Here is a 15158-nt window from a genome sequence, read left to right as displayed (position 1 = left end):
CCGTGTTCGCCGTACGCGTCCTGCCAGGGCGCAGGGGTTTCATCGCCCGCGCTGGTGCGCACCACCGGCTTGATCGGCAGGCTGTACTTGGTCGCGAATTCGAAATCACGTTCGTCATGGGCAGGCACGGCCATGACCGCGCCGTCGCCGTAGTGCATCAACACGTAGTTGGCGACCCACACCGGCAGTTTTTCGCCGGTCAGCGGGTGCTCGACGAACAGCGGGGTCGGCAGGCCTTTCTTTTCCTGCGTGGCGACGTCGGCTTCGGCGACGCTGCCGCTTTTGCATTCGTGAATGAACGCCTGCAGCGCAGGGTCATTCTGTGCCGCCAGGGTCGCGAGCGGGTGCTCGGCGGCAACGGCAACGTAAGTCGCGCCCATCAAGGTGTCGGGACGGGTGGTGAAAACTTTCAACGTGCCGGCTTCGCCGATCGACGCCTGGTCGTACGGGAACTGCACTTCCATGCCACGGGACTTGCCGATCCAGTTGCGCTGCATGGTCTTGACCTGTTCAGGCCAGCCCGGCAACTCGTCGAGGCTCTCCAGCAGTTCATCCGCGTAGGCGGTGATCTTGAAGTAGTACATCGGGATTTCGCGTTTTTCGATCACCGCGCCCGAACGCCAGCCGCGCCCGTCGATGACTTGCTCGTTGGCCAGAACGGTCTGATCGACCGGGTCCCAGTTCACGGTGCCGTTCTTGCGGTAGATCACGCCTTTTTCGAACAGGCGAGTGAACAGCCATTGTTCCCAGCGGTAGTAATCGGGTTTGCAGGTGGTGACTTCGCGGGACCAGTCGATCGCCAGACCCAGGCTCTTGAGCTGGTTCTTCATGTAGGCGATGTTTTCGTAGGTCCACTTGGCGGGGGCGACGTTGTTCTTCATCGCCGCGTTTTCCGCCGGCATGCCGAACGCGTCCCAGCCCATGGGCTGCAGGACGTTTTTGCCTTGCATGCGCTGATAGCGGGCAATCACGTCGCCGATGGTGTAGTTGCGCACGTGACCCATGTGTAGCTTGCCGCTGGGGTAAGGGAACATCGACAGGCAGTAGTAGGTGTCCTTGCCTGGCTGTTCACTGACTTCAAAAGACTTTTGCTCGTCCCAGAAGGTCTGGGCGGCGGCTTCGATTTCGCGGGGCTGGTAGAGTTCGTGCATGGCTACTTTTGGCTGAAATGGGTGACCCTTGACCGCTTCTCTGCGTGACCGGGTCAGAGGCCTTCGCATGTCGGACGAGGCCGTCCGCAGTGCGATGCATCAATGCCCGGCTGGGCGGAAGTGGAATTACAGGAAGCGCCGTAGCATACATGAGGCTACCAAGCCGAGGGAAACCCTGATTGCGTGCTCAAGACGCGCTGTCCACAGCATCCGCCGTTGGTCGCGGCATCGCGCCGGTTTTTGGAGTGGCGCTAAGCTCACTGATGGGGGTAAGTGTTTATCTTCAGTGAGGTGAGCGGATGGCAGAGCTGCGGCATGAAGGAGAGAAACCTGATGTGTATGACCGTTTGATCGATCGTCTGGGCCTGGCTCTGGACACAGCAAAAACAGCCGTGCGGCTTCGAAACGAATCCCCCGCGGAGCTTGAACTGCGGGGATTGAGTCACGCCGAGTTTCAGTTGATCGAAGCTTATCTGGGCAGAACCGAAGTCATTTTCAAGGAAGATTCTCCGATGGTTGCGAGGGGGAGTTCAAGTACCTCATGGGAGCCTTCCGAGTCGATGCGAGCGCCGCATCCGCAAGCCAATGTCATCTGGCTCAAGGATCAGCGCCGAAGCAAGGTGTCGGCAAAGCTGAGTCGCTACAGTTCCACCAAACATTTCAAGCGTTAACCTCTGCGGGGGCTGACCCCGGCCAATCGAGCATTGCTGCTTAGCGTCATTGCTTCTAGGCTTCGGGCATCTTTGGAGATGCCCGATGCCCTTTCGTTATTTCATCAAAAACCTGCTGCTGCCTCCGGGCCTTTTCCTGCTGTTATTAGTGCTCGCCTGGTGGTTGAGGAATCGCCGGCCGGTGTTGGCGCGCGTGCTGTTCGTGATGGGCGTCGGCGGGATGACCGCGATGAGTTTGCCGGTCGTGGTGGAGTGGTCGGCGAAGGGGATCGAGCGCATCCCGCCGCTGCCGCAGAGCGAGTGGGCGACGCTGGCTCAGCGCGCGGATGCGATTGTCGTTCTGGGATCAGGGCGCGAGCGCAATGACCCGAGCTGGGGCACGGACATCCCGACGGGCGTTGCGCTGGAGCGCATGCGGTATGCCGCGCGAATGTCGAAAGCGTCCGGCTTGCCGATCCTCACCACGGGCGGTCTGCATTACGGCCAGCCGCCGAGCGAGGCGGCGATCATGGCCGACTCGCTGCGCGACGACTTTGGTGCGAGCGTGCGTTGGCAGGAGGGTGAGAGCCGCACGACCTGGGAAAACGCCAACATGACCGCCGCGATCTTGCTGCCGCAGGGCATAAAGCGCGTGGTCGTGGTGACCCAGGCGTGGCACATGCCGCGGTCCGTCTGGAGTTTCGAACAGGCCGGATTCAACGTGGTGCCGGCGCCCGTCGGATTCCTCAGCGTGGACAACGCCCGCCCGTTCGGTGGCTGGACGCCGGAGGCGAGAGCGGTATGGCAGAGCGGCCAACTCATCAACGAAGCGGCGGGGCTGGTGGGGTATCGGTTGTTTTACCGATGACCTGAGCAGCAGGCGCATGTTCGGACCGGTGCGGGCTGGGACCGCGTGCTCTTATCGGCACTTGGCGGTGCCCACCAAGAACACTCACACAGTCAGCGGCATTGGCGGTGGCCCGATTGCAGGATTGCAGCCAGTAAGCGGGGCTGGCGGTGACCAATTGCAGAATTGCATCCAGTCAGCGGACTGGCGATGACCCCAGTGTGGGAGCGGCTTTAGCCGGGAAAGCGTCAGGTGTCACGCCACAAATCTGATGATGTTCATGCAGGCCTCTTCCCGGCTGAAGCCGGTCCCACTAATAGACCGCATGCATTCAGTCAGGCTTGGTGCATCCCAATTGCGGATCGCACGCAGTCGGCGGGACTTGCGGTGAGCCCATTGCAGGATTGCATCCAGTCAGCGGAACCGGCGGTGAGCGCATTGTGGGACCGGCTTTAGCCGGGAAGGCGTCGGGTGTCACGCCACAAATCTGATGGTGTTCATGCGGGCCTATTCCCGGCTGAAGCCGGTCCCACTAATAGACCGCATCCATTCAGTCAGGCTTAGTGCATCCCATTAGTAGACCGCATCCATTCAGTCAGGCTTGGTGCATCCCAATTGCGGATCGCATACATCAGCGGGACTGGCGGTGAGCCAATTGCATTGCATTCAGTCAGCGGGGCTGGCAGTTAGCCAATTTCAGGATTGCATCCAGTCAGCGGAACCGGCGGTGAGCTCATTGTGGGACCGGCTTTAGCCGGGAAGGCGTCGGGTGTCACGCCACAAATCTGATGGTGTTCATGCAGGCCTCTTCCCGGCTGAAGCCGGTCCCACGGGGCGTCATTATCTGCCCGAAATCTATCGATACGCTCTGCCCATATGTAAAACGGTCTATTGCTTTTACTGTTCGCCTTCATACCGAGGGAGGGCGACGTAATGCATGGAAGCAAACATGAACGGGCGTTACGCATCGGTCGATATTCTCAACCGGGAAACCTCTATCTTGTCACCTCTGTGGTGAAGGATCGCGCCCCTCTGTTCAGTGATGCTCAGGTAGGTCGCCTGGTGGTTCAGGAAATGAGACGTCTGCACGACTCCGGCGTCGTGCACTCGTTGGCCTGGGTGGTTATGCCTGATCACCTGCATTGGCTGTTTGAACTCAAGTCAGGATCACTGCCTGCGCTCATGCAGGCGCTGAAGGGCAGAACCGCTTTCGCAGTGAACAAGGCAAATGGCGCAAAGAAAATGACATGGCAAAAGGGGTATCACGATCATGGGGTCAGGGCCGATGAGGACCTCATTGAGATGGCTCGCTATGTCATCAACAACCCAATCCGTGCAGGGCTAGTGATGCATCGGGGCGACTATCCACTGTGGGACTGCGAGTGGATGCTTGAGTGGGACTGCCTTTAGCTGTCTAGCTGACACATCGCTTGCAACCAGCGGGGGCTGGCGGTGACCCAATTTCAAGATTGCACCCAGTCAGCGGGACTTGCGGTGAGCCCATTGTGGGACCGGCTTTAGCCGGGAAGGCGTCGGGCGTCACACCGCAAATCTGAAGGTGTTCATGCAGGCCTCTTCCCGGCTGAAGCCGGTCCCACTAATAGACCGCATGCATTCAGTCAGACTCGGTGCATTCCAATTGCAGATCGCATGCATCAGCGGGACTTGCGGTGAGCCAATTGCAGGATCGCATCCAGTCAGCGGACTGGCGGTGAGCTCATTGTGGGACCGGCTTTAGCCGGGAAGGCGTCGGGTGTTACACCGCAAATCTGAAGGTGTTCATGCAGGCCTCTTCCCGGCTAAAGCCGGTCCCACTGATAGACCGCATGCATTCAGTCAGACTCGGTGCATTCCAATTGCAGATCGCACGCAGTCGGCGGGACTTGCGGTGGGCCAATTGCAGGATTGCACCCAGTCAGCGGGACTTGCGGTGACACAAGTGCAGGATTGCATCCAGTTAGCGGGAAGGCGTCGGGTGTTACACCGCAAATCTGAAGGTGTTCATGCAGGCCTCTTCCCGGCTGAAGCCGGTCCCACGTGGACATGATCATCTACCCGAAATCTCTCGATACCCCCTCGCCATATGTAAAACGGTCCACTGCCTTTACTGTTCGCCTTCATACCGAGGGAGGGCGACGTAATGCATGCAAGCAAACATGAACGGGCGTTACGCATCGGTCGATATTCTCAACCGGGAAACGTCTATCTTGTCACCTCTGTGGTGAAAGACCGAGCCCCTCTGTTCAGTGATCCTCAGATAGGCCGCCTGGCGGTTCAGGAAATGAGACGTTTGCATGACTCAGGCGTTGTGCATTCATTGGCGTGGGTAGTTATGCCTGATCATCTGCATTGGCTGTTTGAACTCAAGTCAGGATCACTGCCTGCGCTCATGCAAGCGCTGAAGGGCAGAACCGCTTTCGCAGTGAACAAGGCACATGGCGCAAAGAAGATGACATGGCAGAAGGGGTATCACGATCATGGGGTCAGGGCCGATGAGGACCTCATTGAAATGGCTCGCTATGTCATCAACCCAATCCGTGCAGGGCTAGTGATGCGCCGGGGGGACTATCCACTGTGGGACTGCGAATGGATGCTTGAATGGGACTGCATTTAGCTGCCCCACTAATAGACCGCACGCATTCAGCGGGATTGCCTGTGACCCAGTTGCTGGTGCGCACGCATTCAGCGGGATTGGCTGTAGCCCCGCCGTTACACCGCCTTTGCGATCCTGCCTGCAAAAAACGCCCAGCCGATCAGTAACAGCGACAGCACGATCAGTGGCCACGAGCGCCAGTGCAGGTAGGGCGTCAGCTTCTGCATCGGGGTCACTTCGCCGTACATGACGGCGCGTTCGAACTGCGGCACGGTGGTGGTGATTTTTCCGAACGGGTCGATGAGTGCGCTGACGCCGTTATTGGTCGCGCGGATCATCCAGCGGCCTGCTTCCAATGCGCGCATCTGCGCCATTTGCAGATGCTGCAGCGGGCCGATCGAGGTGCCAAACCACGTGTCGTTGCTCACTGTCAGCAGCAGATCGCTTTGCGCCGCGAGCCCTGCAGCGAACTCGGGGTACACCACTTCATAACAAATGAACGGGGCAATCTCATAACCCTTCGCCTGCAGCAGTGATTGCCCGGCCGGCCCGCGCGCAAAATCGGACATCGGCAAGTTGAAGAACGTAATCAGCCCGCGCAACAGGTCCTGCAGCGGCACGTACTCACCAAACGGCACCAGTTTCTGCTTCAGATAAGTGCCGTCGCCTTCGCCCGTCACGGTAATCGCGTTGTAGTAACGGTATTCCCCGTGGGTGCCTTTCTCACGCAACGGCACGCCGGTGATCAGCGCCGAATCGCGCTCGGCGGCAAACTTGCCCATCACCGACAGATAACCTTCGACCGATTCCTTGAGCACCGGCACCGCGGTTTCCGGCCAGATGATCAGGTCGGTTTTCCGGGCGGTGAACGTCATGTCCCGGTACAGCGCGAGCTGCGCGTTGAGCGCCGCCGGGTCCCACTTCATGCTTTGTTCGACATTGCCTTGCATGGCTGCCACGGTGAGCGGCGCGCCGGCAGGCTCGGTCCAGGCGTGATCCTTCAGCGCCAGCCCGGCGACCCACGGCGCCAACAGCAAAACAATGCCAGCCGCCAACATTGGCGCGCGCTGGCGCAAACGGGGCAGGTTGCACAGCAACGCTGCACTCAGGGCGAGCACAAAGGAGATCAGCCACATACCGCCCAGCGGAGCCAACCCTTTGAGAGGCCCGTTGAGCTGGCTGTAGCCCGAATAGAGCCAGGGAAAACCGGTGAGGAACCAGCCACGAAACATCTCCTGGCCAAACCACAGGGCTGCAAAGGCCAGTGAGTCGGCGAGCGGGGCTTCGTTGCGACGAATCCAGCGCGCCCATATCCATGCTGGCAGGGCGAAGAAGAACGCCACTGATGCGCAGAACAGCACCATCAGGAAAGCCGCCAGCCAGACCGGCGCCTCGCCATAGGTGTGAATGCTCACGTAAATCCAGCTGGTGCCGCCGCCGAACAGGCCAAACCCGTAACACCAGCCACGCCAGAGGGTCTGACGCGGGGTGAGGTCGCGCAACCCGAGATAGAAAACCACCAGCGCAACAACCGCCAGCGGCCAGATATCGAAGGGTGCCAGGGCCAGGGTAATCAACGCGCCGGCCACCATGGCCAGCAGGTTACCGGGCCAGCCGGGGCGGGTCATCCAGCGCATTTGGGTTCCTTAAAGCGGGGAGGGCATCACGAGCGGTTGATCGGGCTCAGGCGCAGTAAGTGAATACGGCGGCTGTCAGCACTCAGGATGCGGAAGCGGTACGCGCCGATTTCGGTGATTTCGTTACGCTTGGGCAGGTGCCCGAACGCATTCATGACCAAACCGCCGACAGTGTCGAATTCGTCATCGGAGAACCCGCTGTCGAAGAACTCGTTGAAGCTCTCGATGGGGGTGAGCGCCTTGACCAGGAAGTCGCCACTGGGCAAAGGCTTGATGTAGCTGTCTTCCTCGACGTCGTGCTCGTCTTCGATGTCGCCGACGATTTGCTCAAGCACGTCTTCGATGGTCACCAGCCCCGCCACGCCGCCGTATTCGTCAATGACGATGGCCATGTGGTTGTGGTTGGCGCGAAATTCCCGCAGCAGCACGTTCAGTCGCTTGGACTCAGGGACGAAGGTCGCCGGACGCAGCAGGCTCTTCACATCGCCACTGCCGCCGTCTTCTTTGAGAATCAGCGGCAGGAGGTCCTTGGCCAGCAATACGCCGAGCACGTCATCGTGACTTTCGCCGATGACCGGGTAGCGCGAGTGCGCCGAATCGATCACCCCAGGCAGAAACTCCCGTGGGGTCTGGCTGGCCTTGATGCTGATCATCTGCGAGCGCGGCACCATGATGTCGCGGACCTGCAGGTCGGCGACCTGGATGGCGCCTTCGACGATAGCCAGCGCTTCACTGTCCAGCAGCTTGTTCTGATGGGCCTCGCGCAGCAGCTCCAACAGCTCCTGGCGGTTTTTCGGCTCATGGGCAAATGCCTGGGTCAGTTTGCCCAACCATGACTTTTGCCCGTTGCTCGATCGGTCTTCGCTCATAGCCCTTACTCGTGGTCCTTGGCTGATGTTTCTAAATGGGGTGTGTCGACAGCGGGCGCGTCAGCGGATTCGTCGTCCGCGTAGGGATCCGGATAGCCCAGTTCGGCAAGCAACTCCCGTTCCAGCGCTTCCATCTCTTCGGCTTCGTCATCATCGATGTGATCGTAGCCCAACAGATGCAGACAACCGTGGATCACCAGATGCGCCCAATGGGCATCCGGTGATTTGCCTTGCTCGGCGGCTTCACGGGTGACAACGGGCACGCAGATGACCAGATCGCCCAGCAACGGAATGTCCAGCATCTCGTCGGGCACGTCAGCGGGGAACGACAACACATTGGTGGCGTAATCCTTGTGCCGCCACGTGTTGTTCAGCTCACGGCCTTCGGCTTCGTCGACGAGGCGAATGGTCAATTCCGAATCGGCCGAGCGCTGGCGCAGGCCCATTTCGCACCAAAGGCGAAACTGGGCTTCACTCGGCGCGCTGGCCTCACTCGCTACTTGCAGGTCCAGCTCAAGCATCGCGGCGTGTGTCCCGTGAACCCTGGGGAGCGGCCGGGTTGTCGTTGCGTTCTTCGTAGCGCTCGTACGCTTCGACGATACGCTGCACCAGCGGATGGCGCACGACGTCCTTGGGCTTGAAGTGGGTGAAGCTGATGCCCGGCACATCCTTGAGCACATCGATGACGTGGTTCAGCCCGGATTTCGTGCCCTTGGGCAGGTCGATCTGGGTGACGTCACCGGTGATCACGGCGGTGGAGCCGAAGCCGATACGGGTCAGGAACATTTTCATCTGCTCGACGGTGGTGTTCTGACTCTCGTCGAGAATGATGAAGCTGTTATTAAGCGTGCGGCCGCGCATGTAAGCCAGCGGCGCGACTTCGATCACCTGCTTCTCGATCAGCTTGGCGACGTATTCGAAGCCGAGCATTTCGTACAGCGCGTCATACAGCGGGCGCAGGTACGGGTCGATCTTCTGCGACAGGTCGCCAGGCAGGAACCCAAGCTTTTCGCCCGCTTCGACGGCAGGACGCACCAACAGGATGCGGCGAATGGTCTCGCGTTCAAGCGCATCGACCGCTGCGGCCACTGCCAGATAGGTCTTGCCGGTACCGGCCGGACCGATGCCGAAGTTGATGTCGTTGCTGAGGATCTCCTTCACGTACCGTTGCTGATTCAGGCCGCGCGGGCGAATCATGCCTTTCTTGGTACGCAAGGCGACGCCGACTTCGGCAGCAGGGTGGTTGTCGAGTTCTTCGACGCCCGATTCCTGCAGGAACAGGTGCACCATGTCCGGAGACAGTTCGGTCGCTTTCGTTTCCCGATACAGCCGGCGCAGCAGGTTCTCTGCCGAGGTGGATTTTTTGCGCTCGCCGATGATCTCGAATTGGGCTCCGCGGTTGCGGATCTCGATGTCCAGGCGCTGTTCGATCAAGCGCAAATGCTCGTCGAATTGCCCGCACAGATTGGCGAAGCGGTGAGCCTCGATGGGTTCGAGGCTGAAGCGATGTGGTTCGATAGGTGCGTTCAAAGTGGTTTTGGGCCGCCCGACGGCAATGTGAAGTGACGTGAAGGATAACCCCTGCAGGCAGTGTCCGGAAGGGCTCACTTGCTAATGGGCAAATGAGCTGTGCAGACGTCCGGCAGGGCACCCTTCAACAGACAGCCTGCAGAACCCGCTGGCTGAATTGCCTGCCGGTGCAGCCGACGTATGGCGGTTGTCCCGCCTCTGGCTCGGCGCCCGGGTCTGCACACAAAAAAGCAGCCGTGCCCCCTAGATGGGGGCGCAATGGCTTATTGCAACAACGACCCGCGCAGCGAGTGGGGTTGGGCGCTGTCGATATAGACGTCAGTGAACTGGCCGATCAACCGGGGGTTGTCGCAGCGGAAATTGACGATCCGGTTGTTCTCGGTACGGCCCTGCAGTTCGCCGGGGTCCTTTTTCGAATAGTCGGTGACCAGAATCCGCTGCACGGTGCCGGCCATCTTGCGGCTGATGTCCAGCCCCTGGCGATTGATCAGGTCCTGCAGCTGTTTGAGGCGTTCTTTCTTCACTTCTTCCGGCGTGTCGTCGGCCAGATCGGCGGCCGGCGTACCGGGGCGCGCGCTGTAAACGAAGGAGTAGGAGAAATCCATGCCGACGTCTTCGACCAGCTTCATGGTTTGCAGGTGATCCTTTTCGGTCTCACCCGGGAAGCCGACGATGAAGTCGGAGCTGATGCAGATGTCGGGCACCGCCGCGCGCAGCTTGCGCAGGCGCGACTTGTACTCAAGCATCGTGTGGTTGCGCTTCATCGCCGCGAGAATCCGGTCGGAGCCCGATTGCACAGGCAAGTGCAGATGCTTCACCAGTTCCGGCACCTCAGCGTGGGCCTGAATAAGGCTGTCGGAGAATTCCAGCGGGTGCGAGGTGGTGTAGCGAATGCGGTCGATACCGTCGATGGCCGCAACGACCCGGATCAGTTCAGCCAGGTCGGCGAGGCGGCCGTCGTGGGTCGTGCCGCGATAACCGTTGACGTTCTGGCCCAGCAGGGTCACTTCACGCACGCCGTTTTCGGCCAGGTGCAGCACTTCATTGATGACGTCGTCGAACGGTCGGCTGACTTCTTCACCACGGGTGTAAGGCACCACGCAGAACGTGCAGTACTTGCTGCACCCTTCCATGACCGAAACATAGGCGCTTGGACCGTCGACACGCGGCTCGGGCAGGTGGTCGAATTTTTCGATTTCGGGGAACGAGATGTCGACCTGCGGCAGGCGGGTAGTGCGCGCCGCGTCGATCATCTCCGGCAGGCGGTGCAGGGTCTGCGGGCCGAATACGACGTCAACGTACGGCGCGCGATCACGGATGGCCGCGCCTTCCTGACTCGCCACGCAGCCACCGACGGCGATGACCATTTCCGGATTTGCCAGCTTCAATTCGCGCCAGCGGCCAAGCTGGGAGTACACCCGATCCTGTGCCCGCTCGCGGATCGAACAGGTGTTGAGCAGGATGACGTCGGCATCTTCCGCCCGAGCGGTGACTTCCAGTGCCTGATGTTCGCCCAGCAGATCGACCATGCGCGAGCTGTCGTACTCGTTCATCTGGCAACCGTGGGTTTCGATGTAAAGCTTCTTGGCCATGCGGGTTCATCAGGTGGTTCGAAGAACCGCGCATTATAGGGATGCGGGCCCCGGCTTCCTAGCGTCGTCTAACGAGCGGCATGCTATAGTTCGCGCCCTTTTCAAAACGCTGATCACTGCCTGCCTGTTATGACCAAACGCGAAGCTCCAATCTACAAGGTGATTTTTCTCAACCAGGGACAGGTGTTCGAGATGTACGCCAAACAGATCTACCAGAGTGATCTGTGGGGTTTTCTGGAAGTGGAAGAATTCGTCTTCGGCGAGCGCACCACCGTTGTGGTCGATCCCAGTGAAGAGAAGCTTAAAGCCCAGTTCGATGGCGTGGTGCGCAGCTTTGTGCCGATGCATTCGATCGTGCGTATCGATGAAGTCGAGCGGATGGGCACAGCAAAGATTACCGAGGCGCGTCACACCGGCAATGTCATGCCGTTTCCAATGCCGATGCCGGACAAATAGCCGATCCCGGACAACTGACCGCGATCAGGGCTTGGCGCTGTCGGGGAAGGGCGCAAACGGTGTGCGTCCTTCGGCGGTTTGCAGCTCCAGCAAGTATTTGCGGAAAATTTGCCCCAGCACTTGCGTGGCCACGTCCAGGTCTTCGCGCTTCATCTGGGCCGACACCTCATCGGCCTGATCCAGTGCATCTTCCGAACCGTTGACCGCCGCCATCTTCAGCACGATATAGGCCTGAATGTTGTTGGCCTGCACCCCTTCGCCACGAAAGAACATCAAGCCCAGTTGATACTGAGCCTGGGCGTGACCCTGCAACGAAGCTTTTTCGAAGTAATTGAGTGCCTGAGGTAAGTCGCGTGGCGCGTTTTTACCCTCGTAATAGAACTCCCCCAACTCGTATTGCGCCTGCGCATCCCCATCCTGAGCCGCCTGCTGACAAGCGGACAACGCTGCTGGCAGGTTGTCTGGCTGGGTATTGAGGGTGCAACGACCCACCGCTGGGATCAACAACGAGTTGCCACCTGCATTAGCCAGCAGGGGATGAAGAAGCAACAGGCAGCCCAATGCAAGGGTGCGGCCGGTGCGATTCATGGAAGTCGACTTACCTCTGAAAAAGGTGCGGGCATGCCCGTCCAGCGAAACGTGCTGGCTGCGCATTATGAAATAAGCGAGGGCAACCTTACAAAGTCTTTACTGATTTTCTGCTGCGCGGCCCTTACAGCGCTGAATTCAGGAGGTTCTGCCGCTGCATAATGACGCTTTCGGGCCGTGGCTGCTCCTGAAAACGCTGGCTGATGCACGTTTGCTGCCGCTACGCGCCAGATCGCGGGACAAGCCACGCTCCTACATCACCGTGTTTGCTGCGCTGCATCCGTACGCTGGGCAACGGAAGGTTTGTAGGAGCGTGGCTTGTCCCGCGATCGGCTGCGCAGCAGTCGTAAAACCAGACGGCGCCGATGCCCGGGCGGAATCAGTTCCGCCCGGTCTGCTCACTATTTCAGCTGGGCGAAGGCCTTTTCGGCCGCGTCCAGCGTGTGCTGCAACTCCGCGTCGCCGTGGGCGATTGAGGTAAAGCCGGCTTCAAATGCGCTTGGCGCCAGGTACACACCGCCTTCCAGCATCAGGTGGAAGAACTGCTTGAAGCGATTGGCGTCGCTGGTCATCACGTCCTGGAAGGTCACGATTTCTTTGGCGTCGCTGAAGTACAGGCCAAACATGCCGCCCGCCTGGGTGGTCACGAACGGGATGCCCGCGGCGTCGGCACGCTGTTGCAGGCCTTCCAGCAGGCGCGTGGTGAACGCGCTCAGTTCGTCATGGAAACCCGGGCGGCTGATCAGGCGCAGGGTGGTCAGCCCAGCCGCCATGGCCAGCGGGTTACCCGACAGCGTGCCGGCCTGATACACCGGGCCCAGTGGCGCGATGTGCGACATGATTTCGCATTTGCCGCCGAAACAGCCGACCGGCATGCCGCCGCCGATGATTTTGCCGAAGGTGCTGAGGTCAGGCGTCACGCCGTAATAGGCTTGCGCTCCGCCGAGTGCGACGCGGAAACCGGTCATCACCTCGTCGAAAATCAGCACCACGCCATGGGCGTCGCAGGCCTCGCGCAGGCCTTGCAGGAAACCCGGCGCAGGCGGCACGCAATTCATGTTGCCGGCCACCGGCTCGACGATGATGCACGCCACTTCCTTACCGACGTCGGCAAGCATCGTCTTGACCGCGTCGATGTCGTTGAATGGCAGGGTCAGCGTGTGTTTGGCGAACGCCGCCGGCACGCCCGGCGAGCTCGGTACGCCCAGGGTCAGCGCGCCCGAGCCGGCTTTCACCAGCAGGCTGTCAGAGTGGCCGTGGTAGCAGCCTTCGAATTTGATAATGCTGTCCCGACCGGTGAAGCCGCGCGCCAGACGGATCGCGCTCATGGTCGCTTCGGTGCCGGAGCTGACCATGCGCACCATTTCCATCGACGGCACGATCGAGCAGACCAGATCGGCCATCTCGGTTTCCATCGCGGTTGGTGCACCGTAGGACAGCCCGTGTTCCAGCTGCTTGCGCACGGCGTCGAGTACGTCCGGATGGCTGTGGCCCAGAATCATCGGGCCCCACGAGCCGACATAATCGACGTAACGCTTGTCGTCTTCATCGGTGACGTACGCGCCCACCGCATGCTTGAAGAACAACGGGGTGCCACCGACGCTTTTGAACGCGCGGACGGGCGAGTTCACGCCGCCGGGAATGTGTTTTTGGGCGTTGGCGAAGAGGGTTTCAGAACGGGACATGATGAGGTCTCTGTTTGAATCGGATGAAGGAGTGCACAACCGGCCTGAAGCGGATTCAGGCGGGCTTGAACAAATCGTTGAAGGCGCGGGCACGGCGGGTGACTTCCTGGGGGGTAGGCGCGCCAAACAGGCCGTGCACGACAGCCAGCAAGTCGGCGCCATGGGCCACCAGTGGCGCGGCGTTTTCCAGGGTGATGCCCCCAATCACTGCGATGGGCAGCTTGATGCGCTCGCGCGCCTGGCTGAGCAGTTCAAGGCTGCAGGTCGGCGCGCCGGGTTTGGTCTGGGAATTGAAAAAGCGTCCGAAGGCGACATACGTGGCACCGTCGGCCTTGGCTTTGTCGGCCAGCTCCAGCTGCGCGTGGCACGTCGCCCCGACAATGGCCTTGTGACCGAGCAGGGCGCGGGCGTCCGGCAGCGAGCCGTCCGTTTGACCCAGATGCACGCCAACGCCCAGGCGCGCGGCCACTTCGGCGTCGTCGTTGATGATCAGGCGGGTCTTGTAGCGCTCGCACAGCTTGAGCAGCGCCGAGGCCTCGCGCAGGCGACGGGTCTCGTCACCGGATTTGTCGCGGTATTGCAGCAGGGTCACGCCGCCATCGAGGGCCGCTTCGACGTAAGCCAGGAATTTGCCGGCCAACAGCTGGCTGTCAGTCACGGCGTATAAGCCACGTAATCTCATCAAGGTGCCTCTTTTTCGTGGCGTTACGAGCAGAAATCCAGCGGCAGGCGGCGCGGAACGAATTGCCCGCGGCCCAGCTGTTCAGCGTCGCGCAGCGTACGCCAAGTGTAGTCCAGCGCCATTTGCACGGCCCCGATCAGGTCCTGACCCAGCGCCAGCCTTCCCGCCAGGGCGCTGGCCAGCGTGCAGCCCGAACCGTGATAGCTGCCCGGCAGACGCTGACAGGTGAAGGTGCGTGATTGACCTCCACGGATGTACAGGCGGTTGTGAACCTCGTGCTCATCGCCATGACCGCCGGTGATCAGAAGGTGCTCACAGAATGGCAGCAGTTTCTCGGCGCATTCATCGGCCGTGCCTTCGGGCAGCTCGGCAAGGATGCGTGCCTCCGGCAGGTTTGGTGTCGCGATGGTTGCCAATGGCAGCAGGCGTTCGCGCATCGCGTAACCCACTTCATCCTTGCCCAGGCGACCACCGCCGCCGGCGCGCAGGACCGGATCGCAGACCATCGGCAGATGCGGATGAGCCGCCAGCAGTTCGGCGACGGTGTCGACCATTTCCAGCGATCCCAACATGCCCAGCTTCACCGCCGCGACGGTGGAATCGTTGAACACGGCATTGGCTTGCGCCAGCACCCACTCGCGGTCCAGCACGCGAAAGTCAGTGACATTCACGGTGTCCTGAACGGTCAGTGCGGTGACGACGGGGGCGGCGTGGCAGCCTTGTGCGAGCAGGGCTTCGATATCTGCCTGCAAGCCGGCGCCGCCACTGGGGTCGTGGCCGGAGAGACAGAGGACAACAGGGCGGGAGCTATAGATATTCATGGTGCGCGAGCTTACCACTAAAGTTTTTCCCGGTGGGACCGGCTGCAGCCAGTTCCA

Annotated in this window: 15 protein-coding genes; 5 read left to right on the top strand and 10 right to left on the bottom strand. The window is 60.6% G+C overall.

Annotated features, from left to right (window positions below; all coding sequences use genetic code 11):
* Positions 1–1151, bottom strand: a 1151-nt coding sequence (gene leuS, locus VF672_RS15265; protein ID WP_331105408.1) for a leucine--tRNA ligase, incomplete at its 3' end; no start/stop codon positions are given.
* A 299-nt stretch (positions 1152–1450) separates the two neighbouring features.
* On the opposite strand from leuS, the gene VF672_RS15260 reads away from it, so the two are divergent.
* From VF672_RS15260 to VF672_RS15245, 4 genes are all read left to right on the top strand, one after another.
* Entirely contained in the window at positions 1451–1822 is a 372-nt protein-coding gene (locus VF672_RS15260; protein ID WP_331105407.1) for a hypothetical protein, read from the top strand.
* 85 nt (positions 1823–1907) lie between these two features.
* A complete protein-coding gene (locus tag VF672_RS15255) occupies positions 1908–2669 on the top strand; it encodes a YdcF family protein (RefSeq protein ID WP_331105406.1) in 762 nt (253 codons plus the stop codon).
* Positions 2670–3581: 912 nt separating this feature from the next.
* Positions 3582–4058, top strand: coding sequence for an REP-associated tyrosine transposase (locus VF672_RS15250; protein WP_331105405.1), 477 nt, complete (start codon positions 3582–3584; stop codon positions 4056–4058).
* A 730-nt stretch (positions 4059–4788) separates the two neighbouring features.
* Positions 4789–5262, top strand: coding sequence for an REP-associated tyrosine transposase (locus tag VF672_RS15245; protein WP_331105404.1), 474 nt, complete (start codon positions 4789–4791; stop codon positions 5260–5262).
* Between the two features lie 95 nt (positions 5263–5357).
* Here the strand turns inward: VF672_RS15245 and lnt are convergent, their stop codons facing one another.
* From lnt to miaB, 5 genes are all read right to left on the bottom strand, one after another.
* Positions 5358–6878, bottom strand: coding sequence for an apolipoprotein N-acyltransferase (gene lnt / locus VF672_RS15240; RefSeq protein ID WP_331105403.1), 1521 nt, complete (start codon positions 6876–6878; stop codon positions 5358–5360).
* A gap of 26 nt (positions 6879–6904) precedes the next feature.
* Positions 6905–7747, bottom strand: coding sequence for an HlyC/CorC family transporter (locus VF672_RS15235; protein WP_331105402.1), 843 nt, complete (start codon positions 7745–7747; stop codon positions 6905–6907).
* A gap of 5 nt (positions 7748–7752) precedes the next feature.
* Complete coding sequence (gene ybeY / locus VF672_RS15230) at positions 7753–8268, bottom strand: rRNA maturation RNase YbeY (protein WP_331105401.1); 516 nt, start codon at positions 8266–8268, stop codon at positions 7753–7755.
* Positions 8261–9277, bottom strand: coding sequence for a PhoH family protein (locus VF672_RS15225; RefSeq protein ID WP_331105400.1), 1017 nt, complete (start codon positions 9275–9277; stop codon positions 8261–8263). The genes ybeY and VF672_RS15225 overlap by 8 nt, the downstream gene beginning before the upstream one ends.
* Positions 9278–9540: 263 nt before the next feature.
* On the bottom strand, positions 9541–10869 hold the full coding sequence (gene miaB / locus VF672_RS15220; RefSeq protein ID WP_331105399.1) for a tRNA (N6-isopentenyl adenosine(37)-C2)-methylthiotransferase MiaB: 1329 nt from the start codon (positions 10867–10869) through the stop codon (positions 9541–9543).
* Positions 10870–10998: 129 nt separating this feature from the next.
* On the opposite strand from miaB, the gene VF672_RS15215 reads away from it, so the two are divergent.
* Positions 10999–11325 (top strand): DUF1820 family protein, encoded by a 327-nt coding sequence (locus VF672_RS15215; protein ID WP_065988358.1) that lies wholly within the window; start codon positions 10999–11001, stop codon positions 11323–11325.
* Between the two features lie 24 nt (positions 11326–11349).
* Here VF672_RS15215 and VF672_RS15210 read toward each other — a convergent pair whose 3' ends face one another.
* The 4 genes from VF672_RS15210 to VF672_RS15195 form a co-directional block, all read right to left on the bottom strand.
* Entirely contained in the window at positions 11350–11913 is a 564-nt protein-coding gene (locus VF672_RS15210) for a tetratricopeptide repeat protein (protein ID WP_331105398.1), read from the bottom strand.
* A 401-nt stretch (positions 11914–12314) separates the two neighbouring features.
* Entirely contained in the window at positions 12315–13598 is a 1284-nt protein-coding gene (hemL, locus tag VF672_RS15205) for a glutamate-1-semialdehyde 2,1-aminomutase (protein WP_331105397.1), read from the bottom strand.
* A gap of 55 nt (positions 13599–13653) precedes the next feature.
* The gene (gene thiE, locus VF672_RS15200; protein ID WP_331105396.1) at positions 13654–14280 is read right to left on the bottom strand and encodes a thiamine phosphate synthase; all 627 of its coding nucleotides are present in this window, start codon (positions 14278–14280) and stop codon (positions 13654–13656) included.
* 23 nt (positions 14281–14303) lie between these two features.
* Positions 14304–15101 carry a hydroxymethylpyrimidine/phosphomethylpyrimidine kinase gene (locus VF672_RS15195; protein ID WP_331105395.1) on the bottom strand — a complete coding sequence of 266 codons (798 nt, stop codon included), beginning with the start codon at positions 15099–15101 and terminating at the stop codon, positions 14304–14306.
* Positions 15102–15158: the final 57 nt, after the last annotated feature.

Origin of the sequence: Pseudomonas sp., from assembly GCF_036387035.1 — a bacterium.
Taxonomy (GTDB): Bacteria; Pseudomonadota; Gammaproteobacteria; order Pseudomonadales; family Pseudomonadaceae; genus Aquipseudomonas.
The sequence above is the reverse complement of the archived record's forward strand: the minus strand, read 5'-3'. Positions and strand labels throughout refer to the sequence as shown.

Bases quoted from the DNA above. Each gene is read 5' to 3' on its own strand.
- VF672_RS15260 (WP_331105407.1), top strand. From the start codon at position 1,451: ATGGCAGAGCTGCGGCATGAAGGAGAGAAACCTGATGTGTATGACCGT.
- ybeY (WP_331105401.1), bottom strand. From the start codon at position 8,268: ATGCTTGAGCTGGACCTGCAAGTAGCGAGTGAGGCCAGCGCGCCGAGT.
- VF672_RS15255 (WP_331105406.1), top strand. From the start codon at position 1,908: ATGCCCTTTCGTTATTTCATCAAAAACCTGCTGCTGCCTCCGGGCCTT.
- hemL (WP_331105397.1), bottom strand. From the start codon at position 13,598: ATGTCCCGTTCTGAAACCCTCTTCGCCAACGCCCAAAAACACATTCCC.
- VF672_RS15210 (WP_331105398.1), bottom strand. From the start codon at position 11,913: ATGAATCGCACCGGCCGCACCCTTGCATTGGGCTGCCTGTTGCTTCTT.
- VF672_RS15195 (WP_331105395.1), bottom strand. From the start codon at position 15,101: ATGAATATCTATAGCTCCCGCCCTGTTGTCCTCTGTCTCTCCGGCCAC.
- VF672_RS15215 (WP_065988358.1), top strand. From the start codon at position 10,999: ATGACCAAACGCGAAGCTCCAATCTACAAGGTGATTTTTCTCAACCAG.
- miaB (WP_331105399.1), bottom strand. From the start codon at position 10,869: ATGGCCAAGAAGCTTTACATCGAAACCCACGGTTGCCAGATGAACGAG.
- thiE (WP_331105396.1), bottom strand. From the start codon at position 14,280: ATGAGATTACGTGGCTTATACGCCGTGACTGACAGCCAGCTGTTGGCC.
- VF672_RS15245 (WP_331105404.1), top strand. From the start codon at position 4,789: ATGCATGCAAGCAAACATGAACGGGCGTTACGCATCGGTCGATATTCT.
- VF672_RS15235 (WP_331105402.1), bottom strand. From the start codon at position 7,747: ATGAGCGAAGACCGATCGAGCAACGGGCAAAAGTCATGGTTGGGCAAA.
- lnt (WP_331105403.1), bottom strand. From the start codon at position 6,878: ATGCGCTGGATGACCCGCCCCGGCTGGCCCGGTAACCTGCTGGCCATG.
- VF672_RS15250 (WP_331105405.1), top strand. From the start codon at position 3,582: ATGCATGGAAGCAAACATGAACGGGCGTTACGCATCGGTCGATATTCT.